Source organism: Terriglobales bacterium (genome assembly GCA_035543055.1).
Lineage (GTDB): Bacteria > Acidobacteriota > Terriglobia > Terriglobales > Acidobacteriaceae > JAIQFD01.
Window position 1 is genome coordinate 1 of the sequence record DATKKJ010000008.1, and the last position, 17,319, is coordinate 17,319.

Sequence of the window (17,319 nt, forward strand, 5' to 3'; positions counted from 1 at the left end):
CCAGCGCTACTCCAAGTGGATGTACTCCTGGGAGACGCGGCTCACCATGCGCGACACCAACCGCGTGGTGCGTCCTTTCGAGTGGGGACTCGACTGGATGAAGGCCTGGCCGATGGTGAACGGCGGCTTCTCCCATCAGGGGGCGGACCCTGCGCGGTTCGTCCACGATCTGAACCGCGAGATCGTCCGCCGCAGCGAGACCTTCTTCGCCTACGAGACGCCCCGGGATTTCCGCATCGAGATGCATGTTCCGCCCCCCGCCCGAGACCGGGAAGGGAATCACGTCCAGCGCGAGACCCGGCCGGCGCCCTTCCTGCGCTTCACCTCGCCGGTGCAGACTCGGTATCCCGAGAACAACGTCGCCAACGCGCGCTGGTTCCCGGCCCGTGGCCGCCGCGCCATGCTCATCCTGCCGCAGTGGAACGCCGATGGCGACAGCCACAACGCCCTCGGCCGCCTGTTCAACTGGATGGGCGTGGCCGCCCTCCGCCTGAGCATGCCTTACCACGACGTGCGCAAGCCCGCCGAGATCGAGCGCGCAGACTACGCCGTCTCCGCCAACATCGGGCGCACCATCGACGCCGCCCGCCAGGGCATCCTCGAAGTCCGCGCCTGCCTCGACTGGCTTCAGCAGCAGGGATACACCCAGCTCGGCATCCTCGGCACCAGTCTCGGTTCCTGCTATGCCTTCATCGCCAGCGCCCACGACGAGCGCCTCAAGGTGAACTGCTTCAACCACGCCTCCACGTACTTCGGCGACGTGGTGTGGACCGGCCAGTCCACCCGCCACATCCGCGCCGGCATCGAGAAGGAGGTCGACCTCGACCGGCTGCGCGACGCCTGGCGCGCCATCAGCCCCATGTCATATTTCGACAAGTTCGCCGCCCGGCCCGAGAAGAAGTCCCTGGTGGTCTGGGCGACCCACGACCTGACCTTCCTGCCGGAATTCTCCCGCCAGATCATCGCCGAGTTCCAGCGCCGCCACCTCGATTTCCGCCAGGCCGTGCTCCCCTGCGGCCACTACGTCACCGGCGAGACCCCATTCAAGTACATGGACGCTTTCCACATCTGCCGGTTCGTCGGCAGCGCCTTTTAGGTGGAAGCCCCGGCCTTCAGGCCGGGGGTTACAAGGCTAAGGAGACGGATAGCGGCTTTAGCCGCGGTGCGAATCGAGGGATCCTTCGCTTCGCTCAGGATGACGGCGGCGGGCTCCTGCTTCGCCTCGCATGCGTTCGGCTCCGCTCACGCCCGCCAGGCGCCGTCACTTATTCTTCCAGACCGGTTTCCGCTTCTCCACCACCGCCCGCAGCCCTTCCTGCACGTCGTCGAGCTCCATGAGCTCGTTGAGGTAGATGTCGTGCGACTTGCGCATGGCATCCTGCAGGGGCACGCCGATCGAGCTGCCGATCACCTTCTTGGTCATCTCCAGCACCGGCGCCGAGAACTCCCCGATGCGGGCGATGACCTCCTTCACCGCCTTGTCCAGCTCCGCCTCCGGCACCAGCTTGTTGACGAAGCCCAGTTGCTGGGCCTCCTCCGCGCTCATGGCCTCGCCCGTCAGGATGAGTTCGTAGGTCTTCTTGGGTCCGATGAGCTGGGGCAGCATGACCGCGGCGAACGGCGGGAAGATCCCCAGTTTCACCTCCGGCTGCGCGAACTTCGCCTTGGGAGTCGCGATCACCAGGTCGCCGAAGGCCACCAGTTCCGAGCCCGCCCCGATCGCCGGCCCGTTCACCACCACCAGCACCGGCTTGGAGATGTCGCGCATGGCGGTGAAGATGCGGTTGAACGCCTCCAGCGTCTGGAACACCCGGTCGGCCTTCGAGTCCTCCAGCCCGATGCCCGCCGAGAACGTCTTCTGGTTGGAGTCGATCATGATGGCCTTGATGTCGCCGCGGCCATTCAGGCTCTCGATCGCTTCCGCCATCTCCACCATCAGCGGCACCGTCAGCACGTTGTAGGGCGGATGGTTCAGGGTGATCCGCGCCACGAACGTGGAGGTATCGAACAGGATGAACTTGAAGCCTTCCTTGACCTCGGGAGTCGGAGTAGGGGTCGCCATGGTCGCACCTCGGCAGAGATTGGGGGAGGCGTGATTATGTGACGAAACGGGCGATTCGACAAGGGCGCAGTCTTGCCCGAGAATGGGCCGTCGTACCGCTTCTCGGGATGCTCGGGCCCATTCTGGGCTGGGTTGCCTAAGAAAGGTCGCAAGACGATATTGACTTGCGCCGTCCCGCGCCGTATTCTGCCGCTCCGCATTTCCCGCGAGGAGGGGAGAGGATGAAACGACTACTCGTATTGGTGATTGCCGTTGCGTTGGTGGCGTTCTATGCCGGAACACTCAGCGTGAGTGCCGAAGGCCAGCCTCACATGCGGGCCGCCCTGAGGCACCTTGAGGCCGCCAAGGCCGAACTGGAAAAAGCCGAGGCCGACAAAGGTGGACACCGCGAGGCCGCCCTCAAGGCCACCAACGATGCCATCGGCCACGTGAAGGAAGGGATGGAATACGCCGAGAAGCACCACCACTAGAGATAATCTGCCGTCAAGGTCAGCCGCCCCGCCGGGCGGCTTCTTCTTTTCCTGATGGCTGATGGCTGACGGCTGACGGCTTTGGGTACAATTGTTCCGCCATGAGGATCGCCATCGGCGCCGACCATGCCGGGTTCGAGCTGAAGGAGAAGATCAAGCAGCGGCTCGCTCAGCAGGGAATCGAGGTCCGCGACCAAGGTACCGTCTCCATCGAGTCGGTGGATTACCCCGATTTTGCCCGTAAGGTTGGCGAAGAGGTGGCGGCCAAGCAGGTGGACTTCGGCGTCCTGGTCTGCGGCAGCGGCATCGGCATGGCCATCGCCGCCAACAAGGTTCCCGGGGTGCGCGCCGCCAATGTCACTACCGAGTACGAGGCCCAGGTGAGCCGCGAGCACAACGACGCCAACGTGCTCGCCGTCGGCGCCCGTATCCTCAAGGACGACGAGGCCTTCGCCATCGTGGACAAGTGGCTGCACACGCCCTTCGCCGGCGGGCGCCACCAGCGCCGCGTGGACAAGATCATGGAGATCGAACGCCAGGAGACCCAGGCCCATACCAAGTAGAGACGCCCGTCAGGGCGTCTCGGATTTTTGATACAGAAGGGACTTATTCCATGAATAACAAGCGCATGTCCCGCTCCATCTGGGAAGTCGATCCGGAAGTCGCCCAGGCGATCGCCAACGAGGAGCGCCGCCAGCACGAGGGCCTGGAACTGATCGCCTCGGAGAATTTTGTCAGCGAAGCCGTGCTCGAAGCTGCCGGCTCCGTCTTCACCAACAAGTACGCCGAGGGTTATCCGGGAAAACGCTACTACGGCGGCTGCGAGTTCACCGACGTGGTCGAGACCCTGGCCCGCGAGCGCGCCAAGAAGCTCTTCGGCGCCGACCACGCCACCGTCCAGCCGCATTCCGGCTCCTCCGCCAACCAGTCCGCCTATGCCGCGGTGGTGCAGCCGGGCGATCCCGTGCTCGGCCTGAATCTGGCGCACGGCGGCCATCTCACCCACGGTCACCCGCTGAATTTCTCCGGCAAGACCTACAGGATCATCCCCTATGGCGTGACCAAGGAGACCGAGACCATCGACTACGACGAACTGGAGAAGCTGGCGGAAAAGGAGCGCCCCAAGCTGATCATCGGTGGTGGCAGCGCCTATCCCCGCATCATCGACTTTGTCCGCATGCGCCAGATCGCCGACAAGGTGGGCGCCATCCTGCTGGTGGACATGGCGCACTTCGCCGGCCTGGTCGCGGGCGGCGTGCATCCCTCGCCCGTCCCCCATTGCCAGATCGTCACCACCACCACCCACAAGACCCTGCGCGGCCCCCGTTCCGGCATGATCCTGTGCAAGCAGGACTACGCCGCCGCCGTGGACAAAACCTCGTTCCCCGGCTTCCAGGGCGGCCCGTTGGTGCACATCATGGCCGCCAAGGCGGTGTGCTTCCAGGAGGCCATGCAGCCGGAGTTCAAGGATTACGCCCGCCAGATCGTCGCCAACGCCAAGGTCCTGGCCGAGACCATCGCCGCCGACGGATACCGCATCATCTCCGGCGGGACTGACACTCACCTGATGCTGGTGGACGTCTTCTCCAAGGGTATGCTGGGCAGCGAGGCCGAGAAGGCGCTGGGCGAGGCCGGCATCACCGTCAACAAGAACGCCATCCCCTTCGACACCAACCCGCCCATGAAGCCCAGCGGCATCCGCATCGGCTCCCCGGCGGTCACTACCCGCGGCATGAAGGAAGGCGAGATGCGGCAGATCGGCCACTGGATCAGCCAGGCGCTCAACAACCGCCAGGACGCTGCCGTTCTCAAACGGATTCGCAAGGAAGTGCTGGAGCTGTGCGAAGCCTTTCCTCTGTACGCCGAGCGCCGCTCCCGCGCCACCGCCGAGATGAAGGCTTGATTGTGTGGGACAGCCGCCCTCGGCCGTCCCGCGAGACCCCAGGCACAGCCCCGGCGTTGTGCCTTGTTTATTCGCCAGCGACTAGCGACCAGCGGCCAGCGACCTTAAACTAGGCCCGTGCGCATCGCCCTCGACATCCGGCGGGTCACTCAGTTCGGCGTCGCCACCTACGTGCGCAACGTCGTCCGCGCCCTGGCCCATCTCGACGGCAGCAACCAGTACCGCCTGATCGGTCCGCCCGCCCGCCTGCGCGAGTTCGGGGACCTGCCGCCCAACTTCGTTCTTGTCCCTTACGCCCTGAGCGAGACCACGCTCCGCGACTACTTCCACTTCCAGCACATCATCCGCCGCCACGCCTGCGACGTCGTCCACGTCCCGCACCTCTTCTGGGTGCCGCAATACATGCCCTGTCCCTACGTGGTGACGGTGCACGACCTGTTGGAGTACCTCTATCCGGAGAATGGCGGCGCCGGGTGGAAGCGTTCGCTGCAGGATTACCTCACCCACCGCACCCTCACCCGCGCCGCCCGCATCTTCGCCGTCTCCAACTCTACCCGCACCGACCTGATGCGCCTCTTCCACATCCCGGCAAGCAAGATCGAAGTGGTGTACAACGCCATCGACGAGCGCTTCCGCCAGGGTCACGCCTCGCCCGACGACAAGCGAATCATCGCCGAGCGCTACCAGGTCAACTACCCGTTCCTGCTCTACGCCGGGAACATCAAGCCGCACAAGAACATCGGCCGCATCATCGAGGCCTTCGCCGCCCTCAAAGCCGAGCTGGAGAAAGACCAGCGCTTCACCGATCTCAAGCTCATCATCATCGGCGACGAGCTTTCCCAGCATCCCGATCTGCGCCGCACCGTCATCAAGGCCGGCGTGCAGAACGATGTCCGCTTCCTCGGCTTCGTCCCTATCGACGTCCTGCGCATCTTCTACGACGCCGCCAAGATCTTCGTCTTCCCCTCCCTCTACGAGGGCTTCGGCCTGCCGCCGCTGGAGGCCATGGCCCTGGGCACTCCGGTCGTGACCTCCAACGCCTCGTCACTTCCCGAGGTGGTGGGCGACGCTGCTGTGCTGGTCAACCCGGAGAACGTCTTCGAGATCATGCGCGCTCTGCATCGGGTGCTGCTCGACCAGCCCTTGCGCGAGCGCCTGAAGGAGCGCGGCTACCAGCAGACGCAGCGTTTTTCCTGGGAGGTCTCTGGCCAGCGCATCCTGCAGGTGTATCAGGAGGTCGCCGGCGCCGGCCGCAAGCTGGTTTCCGCCGCCGATTAGGACGGCTTCACCGTTTCGTGGATCAGAGGTTTAGGATCATCGTCGTTGGACAGTGATCGCTTGCCTCCAGGTCATTGTTCTTCATGGACGACAGCCGAGGCCCCTTGTACTGCTTGCATTTCTTGCTCAATCCCTTTCGGAAGATATCCACGCTGTCGACCCGATTACTCAAGAAATCATCAACCAGGACGTAATCGAGCTTGCTCACCGTCTTATCGGACGAGTAGAAATGGGTCCATCGTTGCTGTTGATCCAGACCGGCGAAGGGATCGTGCAGGGTTGACAGGTCTAAGAGCGGGTCGAGTGACCCGTCATAGTCCGATTGCTTGGAGTCGATGTTGAGGTCGCCCATGACGATTGGGTGCCGGTCGTTATTCCGCACTGCCTGAACCAGCTCCACGACCCGCGCTGCCTGTCTCTTTCGCCGGGCGCTGGTCGTCGGCTTGTTGTCCTGCGCCTTGAAGTGGTTCACCAGGAAGGTGAGCGCAACGCCACTGACCTGGACGTCTACTTCGAGGCAGTCCCGTGAAAAGATGGCTTGGGCCGTGACGGCGGTGTCCAGTCGGTTGCTTTTCGCGAGGAATCCCCCGCCGATCGCCTCATCCGCATGGGTGCGGACGTCGAGCACGGTCACATCGACCCCTTTTCTCACCAGGAAACCGACATCGATGCCGCGGGCATCGTTCCCGTCCACCAGGATGATGCGGTCGAATGCGCTCCCCATGTATTTCGCATTGAATAGGCGCAGGACGGTTAGATTTTCCACTTCCTCCACCGCCAGCACGTGGGGATCCGCCTCCAGGATCGCATTGGCGGTGTTCGTCCTTTGCTGCTTGTTGAGGATGGCGGGTTTGATCCGGCCGCTGCGGCCGGGCTCCAGGGTCGTGGTCTCGGTGATCTGCAGCGACTTTTCATAGTCCTTGATTTCGCCTTTTTGGGGCGTGTCGAGAAATCGATATCGGCCGAAGAGGTTTTCGCAATTGAACGTCGTGATGCGTAGCTTCATCGCACACCTCGTTGTGGGAGTTGTGGCCCGTTCCCTGCAGTGCCGCAAAGACCCTCATGGACTCCGCGGAAGGCGGTCCTTCGGAGCTGCTTCACTCGAAACTCTGCGCCCTGGAGCCGGACTCGCGGCAGCGTCGCCCGTTTTGTTCTAGATTCGGAACAAGGCTCCGCGGGCTGTCAGCGCCACAAAACTTGATGCCCTCCCACTCCTTTCGGAGTGAGAGGGCATAGTGACAAGCGGACCTGTAAGCCGAATTCTGTCTGCCGCTCTTGCGAACGGCAGGATGGTCATTCCTCTGGGCGGCGCATTACTGCCCCGCTCTAGCGACCTACCCGGGACTTCCACCCATTGCTGGGGCCCCGAAGGGTTGGCGGGCCGAGCCGACCCGCGCCGGGATCGCTCCCGGACTCGTCCCCTATTTGGTCTTGCTCCGTGTGGGGTTTGCCCTGCCCCGGCGATTACTCGCCGGGCGGTGCGCTCTTACCGCACCTTTTCACCCTTACCCCGGCCTTGCGGCCCGGGCGGTATGTTTTCTGTGGCACTTTCCGTCCAGCGGGCTTGAACCCGCCGTCCCGGACGTTATCCGGCACACTGCTCTGCGGAGTTCGGACTTTCCTCCCCGCCACCGCGCGGCCTGGCCGAAACCAGCGTTCACGGCCCGGGGCGGCCATCCGGTCCGCCCGTCAACTCTCTTATTATATTCGATGATTTGGGCCGGTAGGTGGTAGTAAGTAAGAGGTGGCAACCTGCCCGGCTCCTGCCGCCGACTCGCTACCGCCTACCACCTGCTTCACCGAACGCTCGTTCGGCTCCAGCGCACTGCCCTTGGTAACGCAGGTCACAGAATTATGCACGCGCGCGTTCTAGGCTGAGACATGGCAGAGGCGCACAAACTATGGCTACTCCATGGCTGCATCGTTTTGCCCAGCGCACCCAGCGCGTAAAAAGCTCCGCCATCCGCGAACTCCTCAAACTCACCCAGAAACCGGAGGTCATCTCCTTCGCCGGGGGCCTGCCCGCTCCCGAGGTTTTTCCCACGCAGCAGTTCAAGGAAGCCTGCCAGAAGGTGCTGACCGACCACGGCCCCCAGGCCCTGCAGTATGGCCCCACCGAGGGCTACGGGCCCTTGCGGGAGATGATCGCGGCCAACACCGCCCGCTACGGCGTCCTGGCCACGGCGGAGAACGTGCTCATCACCTCCGGCTCGCAGCAGGCCCTGGACCTGATCGGCAAGCTGCTCATCAATCGTGGAGACCGCATCCTGGTGGAGGCGCCGACCTACCTGGGAGCGCTTCAGGCCTTCGCGGTTTACGGTGCTGAGTACGTCAGCGTCCCCATCGATCAGGACGGGCTGCGCACCGATCTGCTGGAAGATGCTTTGCGCTCCGGCCCCAAGTTCATGTATGTGCTGCCCAACTTCCAGAATCCGGGCGGCGTAACCCTCTCCGAAGGGCGCCGTCACGAACTCCTGTTGCTGGCCGACAAGTACGGCATCCCCATCATCGAGGACGACCCCTACGGCCAGCTTCGCTACGAGGGCGAGCACCTGCCTCCCCTGGTCGAAGTGGACCGCGAAAACCTGCGCCACGACAACGGCTACACCCTGGGCAACGTCATCTATCTGAGCACCTTCTCCAAGACGCTCGCCCCCGGCCTGCGTCTGGCCTGGATCGTCGCCCCGGCCGAGGTCATCAGCAAGCTGGTGCAGCTTAAGCAGGGCAGTGACCTCCAGACTGCCACCTTCAACCAGATGGTGGCCTACGAGGTCGCAAAGGACGGCTTCCTCGACCAGCACGTCAAGCTCATCCGCCAGGTCTATCGCGAGCGCCGCGATGCCATGCTTGCCGCTCTCGACCAGTATTTTCCCCGCGAAGTCTCCTGGACGCGCCCCCATGGCGGCCTCTTCCTCTGGGTCACGCTGCCCGAGGGGATGGACTGCCACGAGCTCTTCGAGGCAGCGATCGCGGAGAACGTCGCCTTCGTCCCCGGCGACAGCTTCTACGTCGCTGACGATGCCGAAGCGCGCCGCCACTTCCGGCTGAACTTCTCGTATTCGCGTCCCGAGGTCATCCGCGAAGGCATCCGCCGGCTTTCCATCGCGGTGCGCAGCAAGATGCAACGGCTGCAACTTGCCGCGGTAGCGGATTGATCTTTCCCTCGGCCGGCCCACCCAAGCCTGACCTTGGCTTGGGTGGGCCATTCTCTGCTAATCTCGACCCCTTCAGCCCCGCGCTACGAATGGATTTCGTAGGGACGGGCGTCTCGCCCGTCCATTGATGATTTGGGAAGGGGCACGGCTTTAGCCGTGCCGTTTGGCATTCTTTAGTTGTTGTCATCCTGAGGGAGTGCCGGAGGCACGACCGAAGGATTTCGGCGATGTCGGCGGCAGCCGACGGAGCCCCCGGGAGGACTGGATCCGCCTCGCCCTGGAAATCCTGTTCGCGCTGCTGACCGTTTGCGCCATCGCCTACTACCTGCTGGTGCTCTGGGCCGCTCGCTCTTTCTTGCGCCGATCCCGGCCGCCGGAGAACTTCGCCCCACCGGTCACTTTGCTCAAGCCTGTCCGCGGCGACGACCCCGAGGCCTTTGCCGCCTTCGAAAGCCACTGCCTCCTCGACTACCCGGAATACGAGGTTATCTTCGGTGTGTGGGACCCCACCGACCCCGCCATCGCCGCCGTCGAGCGGCTGCAGCGGCAGTTTCCCGAGCGACCGATACGCCTCGTCATGTGCCCCCAGCCGCTCGGAGCCAACCGCAAAGTCAGCAATCTGGTCCAGATGTTGCCCCACGCCCGATTCCAATACCTGGTCGTGAACGACAGCGACATCCGCGTGGCCCCCGACTATCTGCGCAAGGTCATGGCTCCCTTTTGCGCTCCCGAGGTCGGCGTGGTCACGGCTCTCTATCGTGGCGCCCCCTCCTCGACCCTCGGTTCTTGGCTGGAGTCCCTCGGTATCAGCGCGGACTTCATCGGGGGCGTGCTCGCGGCCCGGCTGCTGGAAGGTGTTCACTTTGCTCTCGGCTCCACCATGGCCATCCGTGCCGACGTGCTCGCCCGCATCGGCGGCTTCGAGCCCCTGCTCGATTACCTGGCCGACGATTACGAACTGGGCAAACGCGCGGCCGATGCCGGCTTTCGCGTTGAGATCGCCGACACCGTCGTGGACACCCACTTGCCGGCCTACTCCTGGCACGGATTCCTGGAGCATCAGATGCGTTGGTGGCGCGGCATCCGCGATTCCCGCCCCGCCGGTTACCTCGGCCTTGCCCTGACCTTTGGTCTGCCCTGGGCGACGCTCGCGGTGCTGGCTGCGGGCGGAGCGGGGTGGGCATGGCTGCTGCTGCTGGCGGCATTGCTCGCCCGCTATGCCATGGCGCAAGGGGTGGCCGGCTCCGTCCTCAACGACCCTGAATACCGCCGCCTGAGCGCACTCGTTCCATTTCGCGACTTTGTGACGCTGGGTATTTGGCTCGCCGCCTTCGCTGGTCACACCGTCACCTGGCGCGGTGAACGCTTCCTGCTCAAGGACCGCAAGCTCTATCGCTGACCGTTCGCCGCCCGGCGCCGGCTCATGCCGATCGCCAACAACCCGCTCCCCAGCAGCAACAGCGTGCCGGGTTCTGGGACCTGCTGCAACCGCGGTCCAGTACTCGCGCCGTACACCGATCCGCCGATCGACCCCATCCTCGTGCCCGTCCCGGTCTGGGGATCGAGCACCAGCAAGTCCCCATCCGTCGTCAGTCCCAGCAGCTGTGACGAGGTCGCCGCCAGCCCATAGACCTGGCCAAAGCCGACATTACCCACCAGCGAACCTCGGCCCGTGAGGACATTCACCCGGATGAGCTGGTCCGATGGGATGGAGCCGGTCATGTACAGTGCTCCCTGGAACCATTGCAGATCGCCCGAGCTCATGTAATCGGTGTTACCCACCCACTGCGCCTGTCCGCTCGACAGGTTGATGGTGTACAGCTTGGTATCGCCGGAGCCGTACAGCGTGTCGCCCACGAACGTCATTCCGTTAATGAATCTCCCGAATGCGCCGACCAGCGTCGCATGGCCGCTGGCGGGATCGATGCGGTACAGGTTGTAGGCATCGCTGCCGTACAGCCTGCCATCCGGCGCGAAGGCGATGTCGTACCAGCACAGACCCGTGTGCGTCAGCACCCCCGCGGTCAAACGGACTGTGTCCACCGCCACGATATCGCCGTTGGTCAGGGCAGCGTAGATAGTGTCCGCGCGGGCCGGCAGCGGCAAGCAGGCCAGCGCCATCAGTAATGCGCACAGGCGCATGCGGCACCTCCGGAGCCATGGCTCCGCTGTCCACTCTGCAATCGCAGGCCCGCCGCACCAAGCCCTCGAATCAATGGCTTAGCGCAGATCTCGGATTTTCGGGCGTCCCAGCTTGGGCTGGCATGTGGAATCGGGAATCACGTCGCCTCGTTGTGGCGCTGCCTTTCGCCCGGCCTTGGTCGAGGTTGTTCCGGGCCCAGGACGGACCAAATGGAGGGTTGAAGCCGGGGGAAACACCCAGGGTGGGGGTGGGCTGAGCCTTGGTTACGCGGCGCTTACCGTCTTGCCGCGCTCGGCCTTGCGCACCGGGCACTTCAGTTGCCCGTTACGCGCCGCGGTGATCAAGTCGCGGATCTGGATCATGCCGAAGTAACATGGAATCAGGAGCACAGTCACAGCCAAGATCCAGTTCGTCATATTCCCAGATTACGCATCCTGTCCCAGACCTGTTTGTGCACTACATCACACTTGCTTGTGACGCCGCTCTGGAAAGCGGGAATTCACCCCACGTCGGCGGCAAATGTCGCTAGAGTTCCTTCGGCGAGCACCACACTGGCTGCCCTGGTTCAATCTACGATATTGATTCAAAAGGACATATTGGCAGCAATCTTCGCTCGAAGGTTGGAATCTGGAGTGCCTCCACATTTGTCGAGGGTTTCCGATTGCGGTTTCTGGTCCGCACGTTCCTAAGGAGATTTTCAACATGAGTACCGACCAAACCTCTAGGCCAGCCTCCTCCTGGTCCTCGGCCCAAGTTTACGGGTTAGCGTTCGTCTGCCTCCTGATCGGCTTGGCAGGAGGGTACTTTTTCGCCGGCTCGTCAGGCAGCCACCCCGTTCAGGCACAAGCCCAGCCACAGCAGACCATGCCAAGCGCCCCGGTGGGAATGGGTCAGGACGTCACCCCCGAGCAGTTGAAGCACATGGCCGAGAAGCAGGCCGAGCCTCTGATCGCTTCGCTGAAAGCCTCCCCCAAAGATCCGCAATTGCTCGCCCGCATTGGCAACATCTACTACGACACGCAGCAGTACAAGACCGCGATCGACTACTACAGCAAGGCGCTCCAAGTCCGTCCCGACGACCCCAATATCCGCACCGACATGGCGACCGCCTATTGGTACCTGCGCGACGTGGACCGGGCCCTGGCCGAGTTCGACAAGTCCCTCACCTACAGCCCCACCCATCCTGGTACCTTGCTCAATAAGGGCGTCGTCTTGTGGCAGGGCCGGAACGATACCAAGGGCGCGGTGGCCTCCTGGCAGAAGCTCTTGGACACCAATCCCGGTTTCCCCGACAGGCAGAAGATCGTAGAACTGATCGCCCGCGCCAAGGAGCACACGGGGCGCGGCGGAGCACCCCGGAGCTAGTCCGGCATGACACGGCATCTCCCGATCGCGCTTTTCCTGTTGACGGCTGCGGCTGCCATCGGCAGCCAGGCGGGCGACAAAGTATCCTCCACCGAAGCCTCGGCGGTTCGCCAGGGCGAGTATGCCTGTGTGTTCCGATTCGGAGGTACCTTTTTCGACAGCAACCCGCTGTTCATCTTGCCCGGCAATCGCTATCGTGCCAAGGGCGGCGAAGGCAGCTGGTCCTATTCAGCCGGTACGCGCCGAATCGCCTTTAGCAGCGGTGTGCTGGCTCGCGACTTTACCACCGCGACGTATGTCCCATCCGGCCCGGTGAAAGGCGGCCTCAAGAACAAGAAAGGACCAGCCATCATTCTCGCCCCCTCGGCCGCTTACAAGAAGATCCACGGCCCGGAGGCGGTTCCTCTCCACTGCTACCTGAAGCCCCAGGAGTGATTTCGGACAAAGGACTCATTCAGCGGGGGCCGGGCGCCTGCGGGATTGCTTTGTGCAGGAGACTGGTGACCCACTCCGCCGGCGCTGCCAGGGCCAGCCCGGCGTTCTGGTCCTCGGCGCCGTGCCCGGCGCCCGCATAAGTCGAGGCGATGCGCACCGAGGAAACCATCCCGATGACTTTGCCATCGTCAAGGCGCATCACTGGCGCGCCGCTTTCACCCTCGTTCACCATCACCGCGATCTCGACGTACTGGTCGCCGGCAGAATCGGTCGACACGATTCCTAGATGAGAACTCGGCCGCTCCGAGGCCAGGGGGAATCCGCTGCTCACCACCAGCGTGCCCGCCGCGGACCGGCTGCTGTCCGCCAGTGGGAGCGGGACCATGGGCGGCCGCATTCCGTGCTCCGCTACGATCCGGCAGATGGCGATGTCGCGTTCTGCATCGTCGCCTAACTTCTCGAACTCTGCCGCTTTCTGCCCAGCCGCGCCGAGCCGGATGAGCGCCCGGATCTGCAGCCCGGGTGGCTGCCGCAGCACGTGCGCCGCCGTTACGAACGTTCCGTCGTCGGCAATGATGAACCCGGTGCCCACAATCATGGGACCACCGCTGCCGATGGCCACAATCCCGACCAGCGATCGATTCAGTCTGGAGATGGAATCCTGCAGCGAGACCTGCAGGCCGATCACGCTTTTGTTGTCGCTGCTCTGTCCCCACGCCGGAGCAAGCAAGCCCAGCAACATCAAGATGCAGGCGCCAAGACGCCACCGGTTCTGGGGACATCCCGCCACTTAGAGACCTTTCCCGTGGCTGGGCGCCGCGGCCGGAGCCGCCTCCCCAGGCTCCTCCGGATACGGGAGCGCGTTCGCGGGCGCCTCAATGCTGACTGGCTTGTCCCAATCGGAGTACTCGGTCAGGCTCGATTGGCCCAGCGCAACCACCGCCGGCCGGTGCTGCTCGTCCACCAGCACGGTGTATTTGAATCCCTCAACGCCTTGGTGATTCATCGTTACCGCATACGCCTGATACTTCTTGCCCTTGTATTCCGCCTCCTCGATCGGCTGGACCTTGAACTTGTCTTGGGCGCTGGCGAAGACGGTCACCAGGTCGCGGCCCTCGGTCAGCATCGCCCACGGGGAGGGAAGTCCGGGGTTCTTCCCGCAGGGTGACCAGTCTTTCACCTCGACGTCTTTGTAATGCCACTGGCCCGTGCCCTCGTTCAGGTAGAAACGCTGCCCGATGCGGATCATCTCCCGGTTCAGCGACGCCACCTTCAGCGTGATTCGCTCCCGGTCCGGGCAAGAGACGTAGAAGTGCGTCTCCATGACGTTGTCGTCGTGCGCTGCGATCTTGGTGGTCATCGTGAAGCTCTTGGCCGCCGCCTTGGCCGCGAACGCTTGTTGGATTTCCTGGTCTCCATTGGCGAAGTATGCCTTCACTTTCGAGCATCCGCTCAGTCCGGTTACTGCCATCAAACTGATAAGCGCGATCCAACCGATACTTGTCTTCATTACAGCTCCTCGCTAATAACTCAGTGTCTGGTGGTCCTTGCCGTGACACGTCAACGTGCACGACCCATGCCCCGGACCGGTCCGGATGTAGCTCACCGGCCCGCTGCTGCTTGGCGCCACGATGCTCAGGTCGAAGTTCACCAGGGCCTGATTCTGCGATGCGTGCGGATCGTGGCATGTCGAACATGCCGCGCCATCATTCACCACATGCGTCGAGTGCCTGGTGAAGCTGTAGTTCTGCAGGACTTTGTTCTGTACGTCGTGGCATTTGTCGCAGAGGGCGAAGTCGGCCACTGTGTATCCCGGCTGACCGGTGCCCGTGCCCGGTGTCGCCGGGGGCGGCTCCAGCGCGGACTGCCGTTCCAGCAGGTGCTGGAAGTTCGATCCATGCGGCCCCGCAGCTCCGGTGTTGCCGGCGCCCAGGGTGCGATTCGTGTCGCTGGCGTGGCAGTCCGAGCAGAAGATCATGGTGGTGGCATTCAGCGGCCGCGTGCTCATCGTCGTCCCGTCGGCCGCGATCATAAACGGTCGCAGGCTGTTCGCGGGCGCCATCGGGTTCGTACGCGTCACCGGGTGGAACGAGGTCCCCTGGGTGAACTCGACGCGCGTGTTGAACGCGTCCGGATTGCCCGCGTCATACTGCCGCTTTGGATTGCGCCCATAGCCGATGCCCGCGTTGCTGCTGTCGATGAGCTGCGGCCGGTTCACGCTGTCGGCGTGGCACTTGAAACAGAGCTCGTACTCGTTCGTCGCCTGCTTCAGGAATACGCGCGTGATCGACTCGCCCGACGCCCCCGCCAGCGGCGCTGTCGCCGTCGGGGGGAACGGCTGGAAGCCCACCGGGTTCGCCCGCGCCACGTGCGAGTTGTGGCAGTCGGCGCACTCGGCGTGACGCGGCTGCGTCGCCGACGTCTCCGGCATCGGCAGCCCCGAACTGACCGGCCCCTCCGACTCGTCGTGTACCGACGGAGTGATGTCCACTGGGTGGCGGTACGTCTTGGTGGCCAGATCCTGCTGCACGTTGATCGTCGTCACCGATCCGTCGTGGCATTTGTAGCAGGTGCTCTCTTCGACGAACTTCAGCAGCCGCGGCCCGGTTCCAGCGGTGTGCGGCTTGTGGCAGCTCTCGCACGCGTTGTTCGCTACCCCCACGTACCCGGTGTGTGCGTTCTGCGCCATGGTGTACTTTTGGTCTTGGAGCAGGTCGGGAGGCGCCTGGTGCGCCGACCCGGTCCAGCCGGCCTTGGCATGGCACGTCGTGCACAGCGCCGACCCCTGGTTCGCCTTCACCAGGAACTTGCCCTGCACTGCGTCGATGTTTTCCTTGTGCGGGTCATGGCAGCTCGAGCACTGGATCTTTCCGACCTCGAGCTTCACCGCATCGCCGTCCGGCGGCAGCACCAGTTCGGGATTCTGCGTCGTCGGCTGGAAGGCAAACGGATGGTCGTCGGTGAAGCCCTGTCCTGCCGCCCCCGCCAGGTTGCTGGCCGACGTGGTCGGCAGCATGTAATTCGGCCCCTGCGCGAATTCGATGTCCCCGTTGTTCACCGTGCTGGCCAGCGCGATCGTCCCATCATGGCAGCTCAGGCAAAGCTTCGAACTGTCCTGGTCCGTGATGCTCCCGATGCTCGACTGCATGGTCGAGCTGCCGTACGTCTGCCATGCGGTCGTACTCATGGTGTGGTTCCACAGCTGCGGTCCCGGCGTCGCGTTGTGCGGCGTGTGACAGAAGATGCATGGATCGTCCCCCGACACCGATTTGATCGTCGCCGTGGACGTCGCTCGGAAATCGTGCTTCGAATTCAGGATCGAACTGACCGGGTTGAACACCATCTGTGCCCGGATCGCGACGCACCCGAACAGTATCGCGAAGGCCGCGAGCATTCCCCAGAGGCGTTTCACTTCTTCACCTCCGGCGATTGCCCTGCGGCGGGCTGTGTCGCTCCGTCGGGCTTTACGTGGAAGATCTCCACCCGCCCGTTGTAGCTGTCGGCGACGTACACGTTGTCGTTCTTGTCCACTGCGATGCCAGTGGGCAGGAAGAACTGTCCCTCGCCGCGCCCGGTCTGGCCCCAGTAAAACTGCATCCGGCCCTGCGGCGAATACACCTGCACGCGGTCGTAGCGCCCCTCGACGATCAGCAGGTCGCCTTTCGAATCCAGCGCCACGCCCTTGGGCTTGTCGAACTCGGTGACATCGTCCCCCAGGCGCCCGAACGCCTCCAGCACCTCGCCCTCAGGGCTGAAGTGCTGCACTCGGAAGTTCAGCGAGTCCGTCACCCAGAAGCTCCCGTCCTTGGACACTACGATCTGGGTCGGATAGTTGAACTGCCCGGGATCGGCGCCGCGATGCCCCACCCGCTTGATCACCTTTCCGTCCAGCCCCAGGATCACGACCTGCATCGCGACCGTGTCCACCACGTACAGCCGCTCCCGTTCCTGGTCGATGGCGAGCCCCGTCGCCCGCTTGAAGATGCTCTCGTTCCTCGATAGGGCCCCGATCTCCCGCAGGTACTTGCCGTCCGGCCGGAAGACGAACACACGCGAGCGCTGCGAGTCCGAGACGTAGATGTTGTTTTCCTTGTCCAGCGCGACCGCGATCGGAGACTCGAACGGGTTCTTGTCGGGCGCGTGGAAGCTGCGGTACTTCTTGCCCACCGCGTCGAAGATGTGCACCACCTGGCCGCGTGTGTCGGCCACGATCACCCGCCCCTTCGTGTCGATGGCAATGCCGTACGGGCTGGCCATGCGCTTGTCAGCGTCGTTCAGTCCCACCACTTTTTGCAGGAACCACTTCAGCCGCGAGGGCTTGCCGGTGACGTCGGCCGCGTTGCGCAGTTGCCCCACCCACTCGATCTGCGGCGGGAGCGTGATCTTCGGAGCTTCGTTCTTGGCTTCGGTGACCGGCCACATGCCCAACAGCGTCAAAAAAATCAACACCGCTGCGCAGGCGGCAATCGCCCTTGGCCTTACTGACCGCATTGAAGACCCCACAGCCA

Annotated in this window: 17 protein-coding genes and 1 other RNA gene; 9 read left to right on the plus strand and 9 right to left on the minus strand. The window is 63.7% G+C overall.

Features of this window, described 5'->3' with window-relative positions:
- A partial coding sequence (locus tag VMS96_00425; GenBank protein ID HVP41862.1) for an alpha/beta hydrolase family protein occupies positions 1 to 1,096 on the plus strand: 1,096 nt, incomplete at its 5' end.
- A gap of 165 nt (positions 1,097 to 1,261) precedes the next feature.
- Here VMS96_00425 and VMS96_00430 read toward each other — a convergent pair.
- Positions 1,262 to 2,062 carry an enoyl-CoA hydratase/isomerase family protein gene (locus VMS96_00430; GenBank protein ID HVP41863.1) on the minus strand — a complete coding sequence of 267 codons (801 nt, stop codon included), beginning with the start codon at positions 2,060 to 2,062 and terminating at the stop codon, positions 1,262 to 1,264.
- A 221-nt stretch (positions 2,063 to 2,283) separates the two neighbouring features.
- Between VMS96_00430 and VMS96_00435 the strand changes: the two genes are divergently transcribed.
- From VMS96_00435 to VMS96_00450, 4 genes are all read left to right on the plus strand, one after another.
- Positions 2,284 to 2,532, plus strand: coding sequence for a hypothetical protein (locus VMS96_00435; protein ID HVP41864.1), 249 nt, complete (start codon positions 2,284 to 2,286; stop codon positions 2,530 to 2,532).
- 101 nt (positions 2,533 to 2,633) lie between these two features.
- The gene (rpiB, locus tag VMS96_00440) at positions 2,634 to 3,095 is read left to right on the plus strand and encodes a ribose 5-phosphate isomerase B (GenBank protein ID HVP41865.1); all 462 of its coding nucleotides are present in this window, start codon (positions 2,634 to 2,636) and stop codon (positions 3,093 to 3,095) included.
- Between the two features lie 50 nt (positions 3,096 to 3,145).
- Complete coding sequence (gene glyA / locus VMS96_00445; protein ID HVP41866.1) at positions 3,146 to 4,435, plus strand: serine hydroxymethyltransferase; 1,290 nt, start codon at positions 3,146 to 3,148, stop codon at positions 4,433 to 4,435.
- A 117-nt stretch (positions 4,436 to 4,552) separates the two neighbouring features.
- Positions 4,553 to 5,713 carry a glycosyltransferase family 1 protein gene (locus tag VMS96_00450; protein ID HVP41867.1) on the plus strand — a complete coding sequence of 387 codons (1,161 nt, stop codon included), beginning with the start codon at positions 4,553 to 4,555 and terminating at the stop codon, positions 5,711 to 5,713.
- 22 nt (positions 5,714 to 5,735) lie between these two features.
- On the opposite strand, the gene VMS96_00455 is transcribed toward VMS96_00450, so the two are convergent.
- Both VMS96_00455 and rnpB read right to left on the minus strand, forming a co-directional pair.
- Positions 5,736 to 6,719, minus strand: a complete 984-nt coding sequence (locus VMS96_00455) for an endonuclease/exonuclease/phosphatase family protein (GenBank protein HVP41868.1) — start codon at positions 6,717 to 6,719, stop codon at positions 5,736 to 5,738.
- A gap of 229 nt (positions 6,720 to 6,948) precedes the next feature.
- An RNA gene (gene rnpB / locus VMS96_00460) (RNase P RNA component class A) lies at positions 6,949 to 7,402 on the minus strand.
- Positions 7,403 to 7,614: 212 nt separating this feature from the next.
- Between rnpB and VMS96_00465 the strand changes: the two genes are divergently transcribed.
- Both VMS96_00465 and hpnI read left to right on the plus strand, forming a co-directional pair.
- Positions 7,615 to 8,868 carry a PLP-dependent aminotransferase family protein gene (locus tag VMS96_00465; GenBank protein HVP41869.1) on the plus strand — a complete coding sequence of 418 codons (1,254 nt, stop codon included), beginning with the start codon at positions 7,615 to 7,617 and terminating at the stop codon, positions 8,866 to 8,868.
- Between the two features lie 196 nt (positions 8,869 to 9,064).
- Positions 9,065 to 10,267 (plus strand): bacteriohopanetetrol glucosamine biosynthesis glycosyltransferase HpnI, encoded by a 1,203-nt coding sequence (hpnI, locus tag VMS96_00470; GenBank protein HVP41870.1) that lies wholly within the window; start codon positions 9,065 to 9,067, stop codon positions 10,265 to 10,267.
- Here hpnI and VMS96_00475 read toward each other — a convergent pair.
- Together VMS96_00475 and VMS96_00480 are read right to left on the minus strand one after the other, a co-directional pair.
- Positions 10,258 to 11,010, minus strand: a complete 753-nt coding sequence (locus VMS96_00475; protein HVP41871.1) for a PEP-CTERM sorting domain-containing protein — start codon at positions 11,008 to 11,010, stop codon at positions 10,258 to 10,260. The genes hpnI and VMS96_00475 overlap by 10 nt on opposite strands.
- A 264-nt stretch (positions 11,011 to 11,274) precedes the next feature.
- A complete protein-coding gene (locus VMS96_00480) occupies positions 11,275 to 11,427 on the minus strand; it encodes a hypothetical protein (protein ID HVP41872.1) in 153 nt (50 codons plus the stop codon).
- Positions 11,428 to 11,875: 448 nt separating this feature from the next.
- Between VMS96_00480 and VMS96_00485 the strand changes: the two genes are divergently transcribed.
- Positions 11,876 to 12,376 (plus strand): tetratricopeptide repeat protein, encoded by a 501-nt coding sequence (locus VMS96_00485; GenBank protein HVP41873.1) that lies wholly within the window; start codon positions 11,876 to 11,878, stop codon positions 12,374 to 12,376.
- Positions 12,377 to 12,382: 6 nt separating this feature from the next.
- Positions 12,383 to 12,811, plus strand: coding sequence for a hypothetical protein (locus tag VMS96_00490; protein HVP41874.1), 429 nt, complete (start codon positions 12,383 to 12,385; stop codon positions 12,809 to 12,811).
- Between the two features lie 19 nt (positions 12,812 to 12,830).
- Here the strand turns inward: VMS96_00490 and VMS96_00495 are convergent, their stop codons facing one another.
- The 4 genes from VMS96_00495 to VMS96_00510 all read right to left on the minus strand — a co-directional run bounded on the left by VMS96_00495 (position 12,831) and on the right by VMS96_00510 (position 17,260).
- Positions 12,831 to 13,553, minus strand: coding sequence for a serine protease (locus VMS96_00495; GenBank protein HVP41875.1), 723 nt, complete (start codon positions 13,551 to 13,553; stop codon positions 12,831 to 12,833).
- Between the two features lie 48 nt (positions 13,554 to 13,601).
- The gene (locus VMS96_00500) at positions 13,602 to 14,249 is read right to left on the minus strand and encodes a hypothetical protein (protein HVP41876.1); all 648 of its coding nucleotides are present in this window, start codon (positions 14,247 to 14,249) and stop codon (positions 13,602 to 13,604) included.
- 84 nt (positions 14,250 to 14,333) lie between these two features.
- Positions 14,334 to 16,223 carry a cytochrome c3 family protein gene (locus tag VMS96_00505; protein ID HVP41877.1) on the minus strand — a complete coding sequence of 630 codons (1,890 nt, stop codon included), beginning with the start codon at positions 16,221 to 16,223 and terminating at the stop codon, positions 14,334 to 14,336.
- Positions 16,220 to 17,260, minus strand: a complete 1,041-nt coding sequence (locus VMS96_00510) for a hypothetical protein (protein ID HVP41878.1) — start codon at positions 17,258 to 17,260, stop codon at positions 16,220 to 16,222. Before VMS96_00510 ends, VMS96_00505 begins: the two co-directional genes overlap by 4 nt.
- Positions 17,261 to 17,319 lie beyond the last annotated feature (59 nt).

Bases quoted from the DNA above. Each gene is read 5' to 3' on its own strand.
- VMS96_00430 (HVP41863.1), bottom strand. From the start codon at position 2,062: ATGGCGACCCCTACTCCGACTCCCGAGGTCAAGGAAGGCTTCAAGTTC.
- VMS96_00435 (HVP41864.1), top strand. From the start codon at position 2,284: ATGAAACGACTACTCGTATTGGTGATTGCCGTTGCGTTGGTGGCGTTC.
- rpiB (HVP41865.1), top strand. From the start codon at position 2,634: ATGAGGATCGCCATCGGCGCCGACCATGCCGGGTTCGAGCTGAAGGAG.
- glyA (HVP41866.1), top strand. From the start codon at position 3,146: ATGAATAACAAGCGCATGTCCCGCTCCATCTGGGAAGTCGATCCGGAA.
- VMS96_00455 (HVP41868.1), bottom strand. From the start codon at position 6,719: ATGAAGCTACGCATCACGACGTTCAATTGCGAAAACCTCTTCGGCCGA.
- VMS96_00465 (HVP41869.1), top strand. From the start codon at position 7,615: ATGGCTACTCCATGGCTGCATCGTTTTGCCCAGCGCACCCAGCGCGTA.
- VMS96_00475 (HVP41871.1), bottom strand. From the start codon at position 11,010: ATGCGCCTGTGCGCATTACTGATGGCGCTGGCCTGCTTGCCGCTGCCG.
- VMS96_00480 (HVP41872.1), bottom strand. From the start codon at position 11,427: ATGACGAACTGGATCTTGGCTGTGACTGTGCTCCTGATTCCATGTTAC.
- VMS96_00485 (HVP41873.1), top strand. From the start codon at position 11,876: ATGCCAAGCGCCCCGGTGGGAATGGGTCAGGACGTCACCCCCGAGCAG.
- VMS96_00490 (HVP41874.1), top strand. From the start codon at position 12,383: ATGACACGGCATCTCCCGATCGCGCTTTTCCTGTTGACGGCTGCGGCT.
- VMS96_00495 (HVP41875.1), bottom strand. From the start codon at position 13,553: ATGTTGCTGGGCTTGCTTGCTCCGGCGTGGGGACAGAGCAGCGACAAC.